20 protein-coding genes are annotated in these 14,968 nt (G+C 74.5%); 7 read left to right on the forward strand and 13 right to left on the reverse strand.

Annotated elements, in window-relative coordinates:
* Window positions 1–18 precede the first annotated feature (18 nt).
* From I4I82_RS17530 to I4I82_RS17550, 5 genes are read right to left on the reverse strand one after another with little or no spacing between them, the layout of a single operon-like run.
* Window positions 19–897, reverse strand: coding sequence for a metal ABC transporter permease (locus tag I4I82_RS17530; RefSeq protein WP_218590713.1), 879 nt, complete (start codon window positions 895–897; stop codon window positions 19–21).
* Complete coding sequence (locus tag I4I82_RS17535) at window positions 897–2,075, reverse strand: metal ABC transporter permease (protein WP_218590712.1); 1,179 nt, start codon at window positions 2,073–2,075, stop codon at window positions 897–899. Before I4I82_RS17535 ends, I4I82_RS17530 begins: the two co-directional genes overlap by 1 nt.
* 1 nt (window position 2,076) lies before the next feature.
* Window positions 2,077–2,847 carry a metal ABC transporter ATP-binding protein gene (locus I4I82_RS17540; protein ID WP_218590711.1) on the reverse strand — a complete coding sequence of 257 codons (771 nt, stop codon included), beginning with the start codon at window positions 2,845–2,847 and terminating at the stop codon, window positions 2,077–2,079.
* 7 nt (window positions 2,848–2,854) lie between these two features.
* Window positions 2,855–3,805, reverse strand: coding sequence for a metal ABC transporter solute-binding protein, Zn/Mn family (locus I4I82_RS17545; protein ID WP_226370116.1), 951 nt, complete (start codon window positions 3,803–3,805; stop codon window positions 2,855–2,857).
* Window positions 3,802–4,494 (reverse strand): metal-dependent transcriptional regulator, encoded by a 693-nt coding sequence (locus tag I4I82_RS17550; protein ID WP_218590710.1) that lies wholly within the window; start codon window positions 4,492–4,494, stop codon window positions 3,802–3,804. The genes I4I82_RS17545 and I4I82_RS17550 overlap by 4 nt, the downstream gene beginning before the upstream one ends.
* A 62-nt stretch (window positions 4,495–4,556) precedes the next feature.
* Between I4I82_RS17550 and mtnA the strand changes: the two genes are divergently transcribed.
* Genes mtnA through I4I82_RS17570 form a run of 4 tightly spaced genes read left to right on the forward strand, consistent with a single transcriptional unit; the run spans window position 4,557 to window position 8,335 of the window.
* Window positions 4,557–5,549: an S-methyl-5-thioribose-1-phosphate isomerase gene (mtnA, locus tag I4I82_RS17555; protein ID WP_218590709.1), complete on the forward strand. Its 993-nt coding sequence runs from the start codon at window positions 4,557–4,559 to the stop codon at window positions 5,547–5,549.
* A complete protein-coding gene (locus I4I82_RS17560) occupies window positions 5,537–6,685 on the forward strand; it encodes an MFS transporter (protein WP_226370117.1) in 1,149 nt (382 codons plus the stop codon). Before mtnA ends, I4I82_RS17560 begins: the two co-directional genes overlap by 13 nt.
* Window positions 6,686–6,703: 18 nt before the next feature.
* Window positions 6,704–7,339 (forward strand): DUF47 domain-containing protein, encoded by a 636-nt coding sequence (locus I4I82_RS17565; RefSeq protein ID WP_226370118.1) that lies wholly within the window; start codon window positions 6,704–6,706, stop codon window positions 7,337–7,339.
* Complete coding sequence (locus tag I4I82_RS17570; protein ID WP_218590980.1) at window positions 7,340–8,335, forward strand: inorganic phosphate transporter; 996 nt, start codon at window positions 7,340–7,342, stop codon at window positions 8,333–8,335.
* Here I4I82_RS17570 and I4I82_RS17575 read toward each other — a convergent pair whose 3' ends face one another.
* Genes I4I82_RS17575 through I4I82_RS17590 form a run of 4 tightly spaced genes read right to left on the reverse strand, consistent with a single transcriptional unit; the run spans window position 8,336 to window position 10,773 of the window.
* Window positions 8,336–8,725, reverse strand: a complete 390-nt coding sequence (locus I4I82_RS17575; protein ID WP_218590979.1) for a type II toxin-antitoxin system VapC family toxin — start codon at window positions 8,723–8,725, stop codon at window positions 8,336–8,338.
* Window positions 8,722–9,027 (reverse strand): type II toxin-antitoxin system prevent-host-death family antitoxin, encoded by a 306-nt coding sequence (locus I4I82_RS17580; protein WP_218590978.1) that lies wholly within the window; start codon window positions 9,025–9,027, stop codon window positions 8,722–8,724. Before I4I82_RS17580 ends, I4I82_RS17575 begins: the two co-directional genes overlap by 4 nt.
* Before the next feature lie 31 nt (window positions 9,028–9,058).
* Window positions 9,059–9,688, reverse strand: a complete 630-nt coding sequence (locus I4I82_RS17585) for an MBL fold metallo-hydrolase (RefSeq protein ID WP_218590977.1) — start codon at window positions 9,686–9,688, stop codon at window positions 9,059–9,061.
* The gene (locus tag I4I82_RS17590; protein ID WP_218590976.1) at window positions 9,688–10,773 is read right to left on the reverse strand and encodes an S-(hydroxymethyl)mycothiol dehydrogenase; all 1,086 of its coding nucleotides are present in this window, start codon (window positions 10,771–10,773) and stop codon (window positions 9,688–9,690) included. The genes I4I82_RS17585 and I4I82_RS17590 overlap by 1 nt, the downstream gene beginning before the upstream one ends.
* 78 nt (window positions 10,774–10,851) lie before the next feature.
* Between I4I82_RS17590 and I4I82_RS17595 the strand changes: the two genes are divergently transcribed.
* From I4I82_RS17595 to I4I82_RS17605, 3 genes are read left to right on the forward strand one after another with little or no spacing between them, the layout of a single operon-like run.
* Entirely contained in the window at window positions 10,852–11,604 is a 753-nt protein-coding gene (locus tag I4I82_RS17595) for an enoyl-CoA hydratase/isomerase family protein (RefSeq protein WP_218590975.1), read from the forward strand.
* A gap of 30 nt (window positions 11,605–11,634) precedes the next feature.
* Window positions 11,635–11,859: a DUF3224 domain-containing protein gene (locus I4I82_RS17600; protein ID WP_218590974.1), complete on the forward strand. Its 225-nt coding sequence runs from the start codon at window positions 11,635–11,637 to the stop codon at window positions 11,857–11,859.
* Window positions 11,860–11,880: 21 nt separating this feature from the next.
* Window positions 11,881–13,014 carry a fumarylacetoacetate hydrolase family protein gene (locus I4I82_RS17605; RefSeq protein ID WP_218590973.1) on the forward strand — a complete coding sequence of 378 codons (1,134 nt, stop codon included), beginning with the start codon at window positions 11,881–11,883 and terminating at the stop codon, window positions 13,012–13,014.
* Window positions 13,015–13,059: 45 nt separating this feature from the next.
* Here I4I82_RS17605 and I4I82_RS17610 read toward each other — a convergent pair whose 3' ends face one another.
* The 4 genes from I4I82_RS17610 to I4I82_RS17625 all read right to left on the reverse strand — a co-directional run bounded on the left by I4I82_RS17610 (window position 13,060) and on the right by I4I82_RS17625 (window position 14,918).
* Complete coding sequence (locus I4I82_RS17610) at window positions 13,060–13,359, reverse strand: hypothetical protein (protein ID WP_218590972.1); 300 nt, start codon at window positions 13,357–13,359, stop codon at window positions 13,060–13,062.
* A 108-nt stretch (window positions 13,360–13,467) separates the two neighbouring features.
* Window positions 13,468–13,881: an acyl-CoA thioesterase gene (locus I4I82_RS17615; protein ID WP_218590971.1), complete on the reverse strand. Its 414-nt coding sequence runs from the start codon at window positions 13,879–13,881 to the stop codon at window positions 13,468–13,470.
* A complete protein-coding gene (locus tag I4I82_RS17620) occupies window positions 13,878–14,204 on the reverse strand; it encodes a cupin domain-containing protein (RefSeq protein WP_218590970.1) in 327 nt (108 codons plus the stop codon). Before I4I82_RS17620 ends, I4I82_RS17615 begins: the two co-directional genes overlap by 4 nt.
* Window positions 14,205–14,213: 9 nt before the next feature.
* The gene (locus tag I4I82_RS17625) at window positions 14,214–14,918 is read right to left on the reverse strand and encodes a MerR family transcriptional regulator (RefSeq protein WP_218590969.1); all 705 of its coding nucleotides are present in this window, start codon (window positions 14,916–14,918) and stop codon (window positions 14,214–14,216) included.
* Window positions 14,919–14,968 lie beyond the last annotated feature (50 nt).

Below are 14,968 nucleotides of genomic sequence, written 5' to 3' on the forward strand. Positions count from 1 at the left end.
GTCGACGGTAACCAGGGCTCAGGCGGGGGCCGTGCGGCGGAGGCGGCGGGTGAGCAGGCCGTGCTTCGGCGAGCCCAGCAGCGCGACGACGAAGCAGGCCGCGCAGACCAGGCCCATCGCCCCGGCGATCGAGCTGTCGTAGGCCACGGCGAGCGTGTGCCCGCCGATCGCCCCCACCCAGCCGACGCCGACGGCCAACGCCACCATGACGACGAGCCGGTCGGTGAGCAGGTAGGCCGTGGCCGCCGGGACGATCAGCATCGTCACGACGAGGATCGCGCCGACCGCCTCGAACGCCGACACTGCGGTGACGGCGACGGCCACCAGCAGCAGCCGGGAGAGCAGCTGTGGGCGCAGGCGCACGGTGGCGCCGAAGGCCGGGTCGAACGTCGTGGCCTTCAGCTCCTTCCACAGCAGCGTGATCAGCGCCAGGTTGAGCAGGACGACCACGCCCAGCACCACCGCGGCCCGGGCCACGCCGACGCCGCCCCCGAGGTCGACGGAGTCGAACGGGACGAACGCGATCTCACCGTAGATCGTGGAGTCGAGGTCGAGGTGGATGCCGTCGGCGAAGCGCGTGACGCCCAGGACGCCGAGCGAGAACAGGGCGGGGAACACCAGCGCGATCGCGGCGTCCGACGCCACCAGCCCGCTGGCGCGCAGCGCGTCGATCCCGAGCACGCAGAGCACCGCGAACGCCGCCGCCCCGACGACGACCGGCAGCGGCGCGCGCGTCTGCCACACCAGCCACACCGCGACGATCCCGGGCAGCACGGCGTGGCTGACGGCGTCGGAGAGCAGGGCGATGCGGCGCAGCACGAGGAACGGGCCGAGCAGCCCGCAGGCGGTGCCGACCAGGCCGGCCACCACCACGATGACGAGGTCGTCGGCGGTCATCACGGCCTCCCGGCGGCGCTGAGGCGGCGCAGCTGCGCGACGGCGTCGTCGCCGAGGCTGCCGCGCAGGTCGGTGGGGTCGGGCTCGCGGGCGTCGGGCAGGTCGACGAGGGCACCGTGCTCGAGCCAGGCCGACCAGAGGGCGCGGCGGTCGGCCAGCTCGGCCGCGGCAGCGGAGCCCGCGGGGGTGAGGCCGGCGTCGTCGAGCAGGCCGCGGCGGCGCAGGTCGGCCCGGGCGACGCGGTCGGTGAGCCCGCGGACCGGCGCGTCGGGGTGGGCGAGCACCTGCTCGCGGCGCACGCGGCGGCGCCGCGCGCCGAGTCGCGAGGCCCGCCACAGCACCCCGCGCCCGGGGGTCAGCAGCACCGCGAGCACGGCGAGCGCGAACCCGACGAGCACGATCACCGGCCCCGTCGGCAGGGCGGCGCGCGTGGCGACCAGCGACCCGGTGATCCCGACGACGGCCCCGACGGCACCGGCCAGCGGCAGCACGAGCGTGAAGCGGTCGGCGAGCTGGCGCGCGACGACGGTGGGCACCACGAGCATCGCCACCATGAGGATCGCGCCGACGACCCGCACCCCGATGACGACGGCGACGACGAGCAGCCCCGTCATCAGGACCTCCAGCGCGCGCACCGGCAGCCCGATCGACCCGGCGTAGGAGGGGTCGAACAGCGTGGTCGTGAGTGCACGCCGCAGGACCGCGACCACCGCCAGCGCGACGCCGCCGAGCACCGCCATCACGAGCACGTCGGTCTCCAGCAGGCCCGCGGCCTGGCCGAACAGGTAGTTCTCCAGCCCGGCCTGGTCGGCGTCGGCGGTGCTCGCGATGTGGGTGAGCAGCACGACGCCGAGGGAGAAGAAGCCCGACAGGACCACGCCGATCGCGGTGTCGGGCTTGATCCGCCCGGTGCGCTCGATGCCGACCATGAGCAGCGCGGCGACCAGCCCGGCCACCGCGGCGCCGATGAGCAGCCCGGGCACGTCCTTCACCCCGGCGACGAGGAACGCCACGCAGACGCCGGGCAGCGTCGAGTGCGCCACGGCGTCGCCGACGAGGCTGCGCTGCCGCAGCACCGCGAACGTGCCCAGCACGCCGCTGGTGACGCCCAGGACGAGCGCGCCGACGACGACGACGGCGTCGGTGTACGGCAGGCCGGGGAGGACCGACGCGAGCACGTCAGCCCGCCCAGGCCACGGCCTCGTCGGGCACGCCGTACGCGTTGCGCACCGCGTCGGCCGTGAGCACCTCGGCGGTGGGGCCGCAGCCGAGCGTGCGGACGTTGAGCAGCAGCGTCCAGTCGAACGCGGCCCGCACCTGCGCCATGTCGTGGTGCACGACGACCACCGAGCCGCCCTCGTCGCGGATGCCGCCGAGCAGGGCGAGCAGATCGGCCTGCGTGCGGGCGTCGATGCCGGCGAACGGCTCGTCCATGACCAGGACGGGGGCCTGCTGGGCCAGCGCGCGGGCCAGGAAGACGCGCTGGCGCTGCCCGCCGGAGAGCTGCCCGATCTGGCGCTTCCCGTAGGCGGCCATCCCGACGCGCTCCAGGCACTGCGCGGCGATGGCGCGGTCGGCCCGCCCGACGCGGCGGAACCAGCCGGTGGCCCGGTAGCGGCCCATCGCGACGACCTCGCCGACGGTGATCGGGAAGTCCCAGTCGACCGACTCGCGCTGCGGCACGTAGGCGACGCGGTCGAGTGCGGCCGCGCCCTCCACCCCGTCGATGAGCACGCGGCCCGCGTCGGTGGGGACGAGCCCGAGCGCGGCCTTGAGCAGCGTCGACTTGCCGGCGCCGTTGGGGCCGACGATCGCGCAGAGCCGCCCGGCCGGGAAGTGTGCGTCGACCTCCCACAGCACCGGGGCCGAGCGGTAGGACACCGTCAGCGAGCGGATCTCCAGCGCGTGACCGGTGACCGGCGGAGCGGGAGTGGTGGCGCGTGCGGTCATGAACATCTCAGCTTCCCAATCCGTCGGCGATCAGGTCGGCGTTGGCGCGGAGCATCCCGGTGTAGGTGCCCTCGGGGGTGCCGGGCGAACCCGCGGCGTCGGTGAACAGCTCGCCCCCGACGGTGACGACCGCGCCGCGCTGCGCGGCGGCGGCGATCAGGGCGTCGATCGTCTGGCGGGGCACCGAGGACTCGACGAACACCGCGGGCACCCCGCGGGCCGCGATCAGCTCGGCGACCCGCTCGACGTCGGCGGTGGTGGCCTCGGCCGCGGTGGAGATGCCCTGGATGCCGGCCACCTCCAGGCCGTAGCGGCGCCCGAAGTACTCGAACGCGTCGTGCGAGGTGACCAGCAGGCGCCGCTCGGGCGGGATCGCGGCCATCCGCTCCGCCACGTAGGCGTCGAGCTCGGTGAGCTCGGCGAGGTAGGCGTCGAGGTTGGCGCGGTAGGTGCCGGCGCGGGCCGGGTCTCGCTCGGCGAGGGTGTCGGCGATCGTCCGGCTGACGTGCTCCCACAGGCTCACGTCGAACCAGACGTGCGGGTCGTACTCCTCGTTGGCGCCCGGGGCGGGGGCCAGCAGCTCGGTGCGCGGGATGCCGTCGGTGACGGCGCGCGTGGGCTGGCGCGCGGCGAGCTCGCCGAGCAGCTCGGCCATCCGGCCCTCCAGCTGCAGGCCGCCGTAGAAGATGACGTCGGCCTCGCGCAGCGTCCGGACGTCGCCGGCGCTCGCGCGGTAGAGGTGCGGGTCGACACCGGGGCCCATCAGGCCCGTGACCTCGACGGCGTCGCCCCCGATCCGCTCGACCGTGTCGGTGATGAAGTTGGTCGTGGTGGTGACGCGGACGGGGCGGTCGCCGATCGGCTCGTCGCCGGACGCGGCCGTGGAGGTGCAGCCGGTGAGGGCGAGCAGCGCCACCACCAGCAGCCCCACCACCGACCGGGGGAACGGGCGCTTCACGCGACCACCCGCCCGTGGACGAGGTGGGTCAGCGGCTCGCCCAGCGCGTGGTCGGCGGCACCGACCCGCACCCACAGCGGACCGCCGAACGGCTGGCGCGCGGTGACGTCGAGCCGGACGCCCGGGTGGATGCCCAGCCCCGACAGGTAACGCAGGGCGGCGCTGTCGCGGTCGTAGACCCGCTCGACGTCGAACGCGGAGCCGGCGGGGGCGGCGTCGAGGCGCAGGCCCCACTCCTCCTCCTGCCGGTCGCCGGCGCGGGGGATCGGGTCGCCGTGCGGGTCGCGCCCCGGGTGGCCGAGGTGGGCGTCGATGCGGTCGACGAGCCGGTCGGACACGGCGTGCTCCAGGGCGTCGGCCTCGGCGTGCACCTCGTCCCACGGCACGCCCAGCTCCTGCGCGAGGAACGCCTCCAGCAACCGGTGGCGGCGAACGACGTCGCGGGCGTGGGCGGCGCCGTGCTCGGTGAGCGCGGCGAGGTGGCCGTCGGTGCGGCGCAGCAGCCCGGCCGCGGTGAGCCGCTTGAGCATGATCGAGACGGTGGGGGCGCTCACGCGCAGCTCGTCGGCCAGCGCGGACGTGCTCACGGGCTCGCCGCGGCCGCTGCGCACGAAGACGGTGCGCAGCGTGTCCTCCACCGCGCTGGTGTGCGGCAGTGCGCAGCACTCGGGAACTCGATCGCCGATCATTAGACTCCTCTAACTGCCGGTTGCAGGGAGGCTAAGCGACAGTAGTACCCGAAACCAACAGGATGAGTCGTCGCAACTTGCGACATAGGCTCCCGAGCGTGCTGCCGCGGACGATCGACTGGGACGGATCGACGGGCGCGGGAGGCGTCGTGCTGGTCGACCAGACCGCCCTCCCGGATGTCCGGACGACCACGATCGGCGACGTCGACGCCCTGGTCGACGCGATCCGACGGCTGGTCGTGCGCGGGGCGCCCGCGCTCGGCGTCGCCGGGGCGCTCGGCGTGGCGCTGGCCGCGCGGACGCTGCGCGGCGCCGCCCTGGACGCCGCCTGCGACCGCCTCGCCGCCGCCCGCCCCACGGCCGTCAACCTCGCCGTGGGCGTCGGGCGGGCCCGGGCGGCGCTGTCCGGCGGGCCGGAGGCCGCGCTCGCCGCCGCACTGGCCCTGCGCGACGAGGACATCGCCGCCTGCCACGCCATCGGCGACCGCGGGGCCGACCTGCTCACCGCGCTCTGCGGCGACCGGCCGCTGCGCCTGCACACCCACTGCAACGCCGGCGCGCTCGCGTGCGTCGAGTGGGGCACCGCGCTGGGGGTCGTGCGGTCGCTGCACGAGCGCGGGCGCGTGGAGCACGTCATCGCCGACGAGACGCGGCCGCTGCTGCAGGGGGCGCGGATCACCGCGCTCGAACTGGCCGCCGAGGGCATCGAGCACCACGTCGTCGTCGACGGGGCGGGGCCGTCGCTGATAGCGCGGGGGCTCGTCGACGCGGTGGTCGTGGGAGCCGATCGCGTGGCCGCCAACGGCGACGTCGCCAACAAGATCGGCACCTATCCGCTCGCGCTGGCCGCGGCCCGCGCCGGGATCCCGTTCCTCGTCGCCGCGCCGGAGAGCACGGTCGACCCGGGCACCCCCGACGGCGCGCGCATCGAGATCGAGGAGCGCGCCCCCGAGGAGGTCACCACGCACGCCCCGGCGTGGAACCCGGCGTTCGACGTGACCCCGGCCGACCTCGTCACCGCCGTGGTCACCGAGCGGCGCGTGTGGCGCCCCTGACGCCCGTGGCGGGCATGCGGTCGTGGCCGTTCCGGCTCATGCTCCTGGCCACGGTGCTCGGGTTCGGCGGGTACGCGCTGTTGCTCCCGGTGGTGCCGCTGTGGGTCTCGGGGGCCGGCGAGCTCGCCGCCGGCAGCACCACGGGCGCGCTGATGCTCACCACGATCGGCACGCAGCTCGCCGTGCCGTGGCTGGTGGCGCGGCTGGGGTACCGGACCGTGCTGGGCACCGGGCTGGTGCTGCTCGGGGGGCCCACGCCGCTGCTCGCGCTGTCGGCGGAGCTGGGCCCGGTGGTCGCGGTGTCGGCGGCGCGGGGCGTCGGGTTCGGGCTGCTCACGGTCGTCGGCAGTGCTCTGGTGGCCGAGCTCGCGGCGCCGTCGGAGCACGGGCGGGCCGCCGCGCGCTACGGCATCGCCGTCGGCGTGCCCCAGCTCGTGCTGCTGCCGGCCGGGGTCGCGGTCGTCGACGTCGCCGGGTTCACGGGCGTGTTCGTCGCGGCCGGGGCGGCGCCGCTGCTCGGGCTGCTCGCCCTGCCGGCGCTGCGGGTGCCGCGCCCGACGCCCGCGGCCGTCCCCGTCGCCGGGGAGCCCGCGCCGCCGCGGACCCGGCACGCCGTCGCCCCGCTCGTGGCGATGCTGTCCTGCTCGGTGGCCCAGGGCGGGCTGGTGACGTTCCTGCCGCTGGCTGTCCCCGGGGCCGCCGGCGTGGTGGCCGCTGCGCTGTTCACCACCGCGGCGGGTGCGCTGCTCGGGCGCACCGCCGCCGGGCGGCTCGTCGACCGGCACGGCCTGGGCGGAGGGCTGCTGCTGCCGGGCGTGCTGCTCGCCGCGGCCGGGATGGCGGTGGAGGTGCTGGCGCTGGGCGGCGCGGCGCCGCTCGTCGTCGTCGGCGCGGCGGCGGTCGGGGTCGGGTTCGGGCTGGTGCAGAACGACTCGCTCACGACGCTGTTCGCGGCGAGCGGGCCCGCGGGCTACGGGTCGGCGAGCGCCGTGTGGAACATCGCCTACGACGCCGGGACGGGGGTCGGGGCGGTCGGCCTGGGGGCGGTGGCCGACCCGTTCGGCTTCCGCGCGGCCTTCGGCCTCTCGGCGATCGCGCTGCTCGTGGTGGGTGCGGCGTCCCGTCGGTCGAGATGAACGGAGTACAAAGTTCCGGTGGCCTTCCGACTGACGCCCCATGAACGCGGCTTCTACCCGCTCTTCACACGCGCGGCGGAGAACATCGCCTCCGCGGCGGACGACCTCGCGAAGCTGGTGGCCGCCGAGCCGTCCGGCCGGGCGGAGATCGCGCAGCGGGTCAAGGAGACCGAGAACGCGGGCGACTCCGTCACCCACGAGATCATGGTCAAGCTCAACTCGACCTTCGTGACGCCGTTCGACCGCGAGGACATCTACCGGCTCGCGTCCTCCCTCGACGACGTCCTCGACTACATGGAGGAGGCGGCCGACCGGATCGTGCTCTACCGGCTGGGCGTGCTGCCGGGCGGCATCTCCGAGCAGGTCGAGGTGCTGCGCCGTGCCGCCGCCGCCACGTCGGAGGCGATGCCTCGGCTGGAGAAGATGGCCGAGCTCCAGGAGTACTGGATCCACGTCAACTCCCTGGAGGACGAGGCCGACGCGGTCTACCGGCGGCTGCTCGGCGACCTGCTCGCCCCGCCGGACGGCGACCCGCCCGCCGACGTCCTGACCGTCCTCAAGGTCAAGGAGATCGTGGAGACGCTCGAGGAGGCGGCCGACGCCTTCGAGACGGTGGCCAACACCGTCGAGAGCATCGCCGTCAAGGAGGCCTGAGTGGAGCTCGCCGCGGTCATCGTGGTGATCGTCGTCGCGCTCGGCTTCGACTACACGAACGGCTTCCACGACGCGGCGAACGCCATCGCCACCTCGGTCTCCACGCGGGCGCTGGCCCCGCGCACCGCGCTGATCATGGCGGCCGTCATGAACATGGTCGGGGCGTTCCTCGGCACCGAGGTCGCCTCCACGGTCGGCAGCGGCATCATCGAGGCGCCGCAGGGCATCTCGGGGCTCGTCGTCGTGCTGGCGGCGCTGATCGGCGCGATCATCTGGAACCTGGTGACGTGGTGGTTCGGGCTGCCCTCGTCGTCGTCGCACGCGCTCATCGGCGGCCTCGTCGGCGCCGCGCTGGCCGCCGCGGGCACGGTGCAGTGGAACGGCGTCGTGCAGAAGGTCGTCATCCCGATGGTGCTCTCGCCGCTGGTCGGGTTCGTGCTGGCCGGGCTCGTGATGCTCGCGCTGCTGTGGATCTTCCGCAACGGGCGTCCCCGCAAGCTGACGCGCGGGTTCCGCTACGCCCAGACCGTCTCGGCCGCCGCGATGGCGCTGGGCCACGGGCTGCAGGACGCGCAGAAGACGATGGGCGTGATCGTGCTGGCGCTGGTCGTCGGCGGCTACCACGAGGGCTTCGACATCCCGTGGTGGGTCGTGGTCCTCTCGGCGGGCGCGCTCTCGGCCGGCACGTACGCGGGCGGCTGGCGGATCATGCGCACGCTGGGCCGGCGGATCATCGACCTCGACCCGCCGCGCGGCTTCGCGGCCGAGGCCACGGCGTCGGCGGTGCTCTACACGACCGCGTTCGTGTTCGCGGCCCCGATCTCGACCACGCAGACGATCACGTCGTCGATCCTGGGGGTGGGCGCGACCAAGCGCCTGTCGGCCGTGCGGTGGGGCGTGGCCGGCAACATCGCGGTGGCCTGGGTGCTGACGATCCCGATGGCCGGGCTGTCGGCGGCGCTGGCCTTCTGGGCCATCCACCCCCTCGTCGGCTGATCAGGCCGGTGCGGCGACCGCCAGCCCGTGCGCGCGGGCGGCGTCGGCGAGCCGCTCGTCGTAGGTGAGCAGGGCGTCGACGTCCTCGCGGATCAGCAGGGCCGTGGCGAGGTGGAGGGCGTCGAGCGAGCGGAGCAGTGGACCGGGCAACCGCCCGGCGGACTCGATCACGGCGTCGTCGATGCCGACGACCTCGACGCGGTCGAGCAGGAGATCGACCCGGGGCAGCCTGCGAGGTGCTCGCCGCAGAGTGCCCCGACGGGCCTCGACACGGATCAGTGTGCTGGAGACCAGGTCGACGTCCGGATCGTCCACGAGGCGCTCGACCGCCGCCGTGGTGTCGTCCGGGAAGACCAGGCGCAGCAGCGCGGACGTGTCGATGTAGATCAATACCGTTCCTCGTCGCGCATCCGCATGAGCTCCTCGAACGGCGAGCTCTCGTCCGGTTCGGCGGGCGGCGGAGGCCCGATCTCGCGCAACAGGTCGTGGATGCTCCCGGTCGCAAGCCGCACCTTGCCCGCCGCGACCATCTGCTGGTACGTCGTGCGCGGCTCGTCGACCGGCTCCAGGTACGCCACCAGTTCCCCGCGGTCGGTGACGGCGATCCGCTGGCCCTGCTTCACCTTCGCCAGGTACCGCGACGCGTTCTGGCGCAGCTCGCGGACGCCGATGGTCTCGGCCGCTTCCTTCATGCGGCCGAGAATAGCACTGATGTGCTACCGGTCAGCTGCCCTTCGCGATCCACTCCTCCAGGTGCGGGAGCTCGTCGCCGATGCTGGTGGAATCGCCGTGGCCGGTGCGGACGGTGGTGGCCCCGGGCAGCGTCAGCAGGGTGGTGCGGATCGACTCGATGATCGTGTCGAAGCTGGAGTACGACCGGCCGGTGGCGCCGGGGCCGCCCTGGAACAGGGTGTCGCCGGAGAACACCGTGCCCAGCTCCGCCGAGTAGAGGCAGGAGGAGCCGGGGGAGTGGCCGGGGGTCTGCAGCACGCGCAGCTCGATGCCGCCGACGGTGAGGACCTGCCCGTCGTGGAGCTCCCCGTCGGGCCTGCGGTCGGGCCAGGTCATGTCCCACAGCACCGACTCGTTCGGGTTGAGCAGGATCGGCGCGGAGAAGCGGTCGGCCAGGACCGGGGCCTGGTTGACGTGGTCGTCGTGGGCGTGGGTGCACACGACGGCCTTCACCGTGCGGCCGTTCACCGCGGCGGCGATGGCGTCGGCGTCGTGGGCGGCGTCGATGACGACGACCTCGTTCTCGTCGCCGACGATCCAGACGTTGTTGTCGACGTCCCAGGTGCCGCCGTCGAGGGAGAACGTGCCGGAGGTGACGAGGTGGTCGATCCCGCCGGCCATCAGAACAGCACCACCGAGCGGAGGACCTCGCCCTTGTGCATCTTCTCGAAGGCGGCCTCGACGCCGTCGAGCGCGATGGTCTCGGTCACGAACTTCTCCAGGGGCAGGCGGCCCTGCAGGTGCAGGTCGACGAGCATGGGGAAGTCGCGGCTGGGCAGGCAGTCGCCGTACCAGGAGGACTTGGTGGAGCCGCCGCGGCCGAAGACGTCGATCAGGGGGAGGTCGATCATCATGTCCGGGGTGGGGACGCCGACCAGGACGGCGGTGCCGGCGAGGTCGCGGGCGTAGAAGGCCTGCTTGAAGGTCTCGGGACGGCCCACGGCGTCGATGACGACGTTGGCGCCGTTGCCGTCGGTGAGCTCCTGGACGGCCTCGACGACGTCGCGCTCCTTGGCGTTGATCGTGTGCGTGGCGCCGAACCCCTTGGCCCACTCCAGCTTCCGGTCGTCCATGTCGACCGCGATGATCGTGGTCGCGCCGGCCAGGAACGCACCCGCGATGGCGGCGTCGCCGACGCCGCCGCAGCCGATGACGGCGATGGAGTCGCCGCGCCCGACGCCGCCGGTGTTGATGGCCGCGCCGATGCCGGCCATGACCCCGCAGCCGAGCAGGCCCGCGACCTCGGGCCTGACCGCCGGGTCGACCTTGGTGCACTGGCCGGCGTGGACGAGGGTCTTCTCGACGAAGGCGCCGATCCCGAGGGCGGGGGAGAGCTCCTGGCCCGACTCCAGCGTCATCTTCTGGGCGGCGTTGTGGGTGGAGAAGCAGTACCAGGGCTCACCGCGGCGACACGCCCGGCAGGTGCCGTCGACGGCGCGCCAGTTGAGGATGACGAAGTCGCCGGGGGCGACGTCGGTGACGCCCTCGCCGACTGCCTCGACGATCCCGGCGGCCTCGTGGCCGAGCAGGAACGGGAACTCGTCGTTGATGCCGCCCTCGCGGTAGTGCAGGTCGGTGTGGCACACCCCGCACGCCTGGACCTGGACCACGGCCTCACCGGGTCCGGGGTCGGGGACGATGATCGTCTCGACCGAGACGGGCTCGCCCTTCTTGTGGGCGACGACCCCGCGGACGCTCTGTGGCATGGTGTTCCCTCCAGCGATCGGTGACGGACGGCTCATGCGGAGCCTGCCACGTGTCCCCGGCCGGTACCGTCCCGGTTCGTGATCGAACTCGAGCGCGACGGCGATGTCGCGGTGCTCCGCCTGGCCCACGGCCCGGTCAACGCCCTGGACCCCGAGCTCTGCGACGCGGTCGCCGACCGGTTCCGGGAACTGGCGACGGACCCGGCGCGGGCCGTCGTCCTCACGGGTGCGGGCCGGGCCTTCTCCGCCGGTGCGGACCTGCGGCGGCTCGTCACCGACGGCGAGCCCTACGCGCGGCGGTTCGTGCCCGCGCTCGACGGGCTGTTCCGCAGCGTGTTCGAGCTGGGCAAGCCGGTGGTGGCGGCGGTCAACGGGCACGCGATCGCCGGGGGCGCGGTGCTCGCCGCGGCCGCCGACGTCGTGCTGATGGCCGACGGGAGCGCCCGGATCGGGCTGCCCGAGCTCGTGGTGGGCGTCCCGCTGCCGCGGGTGGCGGTGGAGGTCGTCCGCTACGCGGTCGGCGACCAGATGGCCCGCGCGCTGATCACCGGCGCGGCCACGCACCTGCCCGGCGACGCGCGGACCACGGGCCTGGTCGACGAGGTGCTGCCCGCCGACGACCTGCTGCCCGCCGCGGTCGAGCGCGCGCTGTCGATGGCGACGCGGATCCCCGCCGACACGTTCGCGTTCACCAAGGCCCAGCTCCGCCGCGATGCCCTCGCCCGCATGGACGGCGCCGGCGCGGAGGCCGCGGCCACGATCGACCTGTGGATCCGCCGCGGCTCCGACGGCTGGACGCAGCGGTACCTGGAGTCGGTCACCCGGAAGTGACCCGCGCGAACGGCACTCCCACCCGACCAGGTGGGGCGGGAGTGCCGCTCGCGCCAGGCCGGGGCCGCGCAGCTGCTGCAGGCGATCGCCGACCCGTCGGCGGCGTACGTCGGGAGCGCGAGCGGCGGCGACATGACCGTCGACGTCGTGCCCGACTCGGCCACCGGCGAGCTGCGCGGCCTCACCGGGCGGCTGACGATCGACCGCTCGCCCGAGGGGGAGCACAGCTACGCCTTCACCTACGAGCTGGGCTGATCAGCCGCTACGGTGCCGGGCATGCGGAGCCTGGCGCTGGGGGTCGTGGGTGGAGCGGGCCGTCCGGGGCCCGGACGGGTGGTGGCGCGGTCGTCCGACGGCGTCGTCGACGTCGGGTCGCTGGCCGACGTCGAGGGCGGCCCGCACCCGGAGCTGCTCGCCGCCACGACGCTCGACCCGCTGCTCGCCGCGGGCCGTCCGGCCTGGCGGGAGGTGCACGGCTGGCTCGCGTCGCGGCTGCGGGAGGAGCACGCGCCGTACGTGCTGCCACCGGCCGGGCTGGAGCTGCGGCTGCCGTTCACCGTCGCCGACTACGTCGACTTCTTCGCCTGCGAGCGGCACGCCCTCAACGCCGCCACGATCGCCCGGCCCAGCGGCGCCGCGCTGCCGCCGAACTGGAAGCACCTGCCGGTCGGCTACCACGGCCGCGCGGGCACGGTGCGCGTCACGGGGACGCCGGTGGAGCGCCCGCGCGGGCAGGTCGCCGCGGGCGAGCTCGCGCCGACCCGGCAGCTCGACGTCGAGGTCGAGCTGGGGTTCGTCCTCGGCGCCTCCGACGGTCCGGTGGCGATGGAGGCCGCGCTCGACCACGTCTTCGGGGTGGTGCTGCTCAACGACTGGTCGGCGCGCGACGTGCAGGCCTTCGAATCGCGCCCGCTCGGGCCGCTGCTGGGCAAGTCGTTCGCCACGTCGATCTCGGGGTGGGTCACGCCGCTCGACGAGCTCGCCGCCGCGTGGACCGACCCGCCCCCGCGCGACCCCGCGCCGGCGTCGTACCTGCGGGGCTCCACCGACCGCGGGCTCGACGTCGCCTGCGAGCTGGTCGTCAACGGCACGACCGTGTCCCGGCCGCCCGCGGTGGACCTGCACTGGACCGTCGCCCAGCTCGTCACGCACCTGACGACGAACGGCACGCCGCTGCGCGCGGGCGACCTGCTCGGCTCCGGCACGATCTCCGGCGCCCGGCGCGACCAGCGCGGCTGCCTGCTGGAGCTGAGCTGGGGCGGCACGGAGCCGGTGGCGGTCGGCGGTGGCGGCAGCCGGACCTACCTCGAGGACGGCGACGAGGTCGTCATCGCCGCGACGGCGCCCGCGGTCGGCGGCGGGCGCGTGGAGCTGGGCGAGGTGCGCGGGCGGGTGCTGCCCGCCCGCTGACCCGCGGGCCCGGGCGGTGGTGGACGCCCGGGCGGGCGCCCCCGCTCAGGCGGTGGCGGTGCGGATCGGGCAGCCGGCCACGTGCTGGGCCGCGCCCCGCAGGGGCCACTCGGCACCGCACACGCGGCACAGCCGGGCGCGGTCGGAGTCGACCGCGCGCAGCCCCGGCGCCCCGAGCGGGATGATCGGCTCGCCGCCGGACAGGGCCGCGGTGGCGAAGGTGTAGATGCTCAGCTCCGTGTCGGTCATCTCCGCACGGGGCTTGTCGACGAGCTCCTGGATCCGCACCAGTGCGTAGCGCATCCAGACCTCGCGGGTCAGCGGACCGTCGGGGACGGCGAACATCGGGACCTCCGTAGTCGGCAGCGGCGCGGACAGACCGCAGTGTGCACACAGGGTGCACCGGTTGCGTGTCCCGGAATGAGACGCGTCCCACAGAGCGGACGCGACCGGTCAGGGGGCGAGCAGCGGGGCCGGCTCGCCGAGGGCGTCGGCGATCAGCGGTGGGATCGGGCGCTTCCCGGAGCCGTCGGTGGCCACCACGACGTACACCGTGCGGCCTGCGCACGTGACCTCCCCGCCGCGGCGCACCTCGAAGTCGAGCGCGAAGGAGGTGGTGCCGGTGCGGGCGGTGGCGACGGCGATGTCGACCTCGTCCTGGAATCCCACGCCGGTGCGCCAGTCGATCTCCGAACGCACGAGCTGCACGTCGTGGCCCGAGGCGAGCATGTCGGCGTAGGGCAGGCCGCGGTCGGCGAGGAAAGCGGTCATGGCGTCGTCGAACCAGGCGAGGTACCACGAGTTGAAGACGACGCCCTGGCCGTCGACCTCGAGGTAGCGGACCCGGTGCGGGTGGGTGAAGGTCATCCGCGCGACCGCTCGGCCGGGCCGAACACGACGACGATCGACAGGTCCTCGCTCACCTCGACGAACTGGTGCTCCTCCGACGCCGGCACGTAGACCACGCTGCCGGGGCCGATCTCCACGTCGACGGTGTCGGAGACCAGCCGTGCCTTCCCCCGCACGACGACGTAGACCTCGTCCTCGCCGTGCGGGTGCTGGCCGTCCTTGCCCCCGACGGGGATGCAGTAGGTGCCGACCGACAGGTCACGCGCCCGCAGGTGCTCGCGGTACTGGTTGGGCTCGCCCTCGGGGACCGCGAAGTGACCGGCGGCGCGTAGGACCCGCATGGGGCGAACCTATCCGATCCGCTCGCGGATGGTCCGGTTCACCGCCCGCCCGAACGCCGTGACGACGCCGCGCACGGTGATCGGCTTGAGCTGGGAGAAGGCCTGGGCGAGGCGGGTGCGCTCGTCGGCCGGGCGGCCGCGGTCGCGGTAGGGCTGGAGGACCTCGTCCTGGAACACCTTCATGAGGTCCTCGGCGAGCGCGGTGGTGTGCTGCTCGATGAGCTCGTGGGCGCGGCGCCAGACGTCGACGGGCAGCCCCGAGTCGATCACGGCGAGGCCCTCGCCGAGGGTGCCGGAGCCGTGCAGCCGGACGCGGCCGCCGTCGAGGACGTCGACGACGCCGAGGTCGGCGAGGAGGGCGAGGTCGGTGTCGGCGAGGGCCCGGCCGGCGCGGCGCTCGAGCTCGGCGCGGTCGACCTCCTCGAGCTGCTCGGGCACCCACGGGGTGAGCAGCGCCCGCTGCAGCGCGAGCTCGGTGGCGCCCGCCGACTCGGGCAGCCGGCCCAGGTGGCCCTCGATCGCCGACAGCGAGAAGCCCAGCGCCGACAGCTCGCTGACCAGCTCCAGCCGGGCGACGTGCTCGGGGCCGTAGAGGCCGGTGCGCCCGCGCAGGACGGGCGGCGGGAGGAGGCCGCGGCCGGCCCAGAAGCGGATGGTGCGGACGGTGACCCCGGTGCGTTCCGCGAGCTGGTCGATGGTGAGCTGCCCCGTCATGGGTGGCACCGTACGCCTCACCTTGACCTATGTGACAGTGCTGCTGTAAC

The sequence above is a fragment of the Pseudonocardia oceani genome (assembly GCF_019263585.2).
Lineage (GTDB): Bacteria > Actinomycetota > Actinomycetes > Mycobacteriales > Pseudonocardiaceae > Pseudonocardia > Pseudonocardia oceani.

Coding starts and splice junctions, on each gene's coding strand:
- mtnA (WP_218590709.1), top strand. CDS start 4,557: ATGAGTCGTCGCAACTTGCGACATAGGCTCCCGAGCGTGCTGCCGCGG.
- I4I82_RS17610 (WP_218590972.1), bottom strand. CDS start 13,359: ATGTTCGCCGTCCCCGACGGTCCGCTGACCCGCGAGGTCTGGATGCGC.
- I4I82_RS17550 (WP_218590710.1), bottom strand. CDS start 4,494: ATGATCGGCGATCGAGTTCCCGAGTGCTGCGCACTGCCGCACACCAGC.
- I4I82_RS17530 (WP_218590713.1), bottom strand. CDS start 897: ATGACCGCCGACGACCTCGTCATCGTGGTGGTGGCCGGCCTGGTCGGC.
- I4I82_RS17620 (WP_218590970.1), bottom strand. CDS start 14,204: ATGCGGGTCCTACGCGCCGCCGGTCACTTCGCGGTCCCCGAGGGCGAG.
- I4I82_RS17625 (WP_218590969.1), bottom strand. CDS start 14,918: ATGACGGGGCAGCTCACCATCGACCAGCTCGCGGAACGCACCGGGGTC.
- I4I82_RS17585 (WP_218590977.1), bottom strand. CDS start 9,688: ATGGCCGGCGGGATCGACCACCTCGTCACCTCCGGCACGTTCTCCCTC.
- I4I82_RS17615 (WP_218590971.1), bottom strand. CDS start 13,881: ATGACCTTCACCCACCCGCACCGGGTCCGCTACCTCGAGGTCGACGGC.
- I4I82_RS17580 (WP_218590978.1), bottom strand. CDS start 9,027: ATGAAGGAAGCGGCCGAGACCATCGGCGTCCGCGAGCTGCGCCAGAAC.
- I4I82_RS17540 (WP_218590711.1), bottom strand. CDS start 2,847: ATGACCGCACGCGCCACCACTCCCGCTCCGCCGGTCACCGGTCACGCG.
- I4I82_RS17605 (WP_218590973.1), top strand. CDS start 11,881: ATGCGGAGCCTGGCGCTGGGGGTCGTGGGTGGAGCGGGCCGTCCGGGG.
- I4I82_RS17590 (WP_218590976.1), bottom strand. CDS start 10,773: ATGCCACAGAGCGTCCGCGGGGTCGTCGCCCACAAGAAGGGCGAGCCC.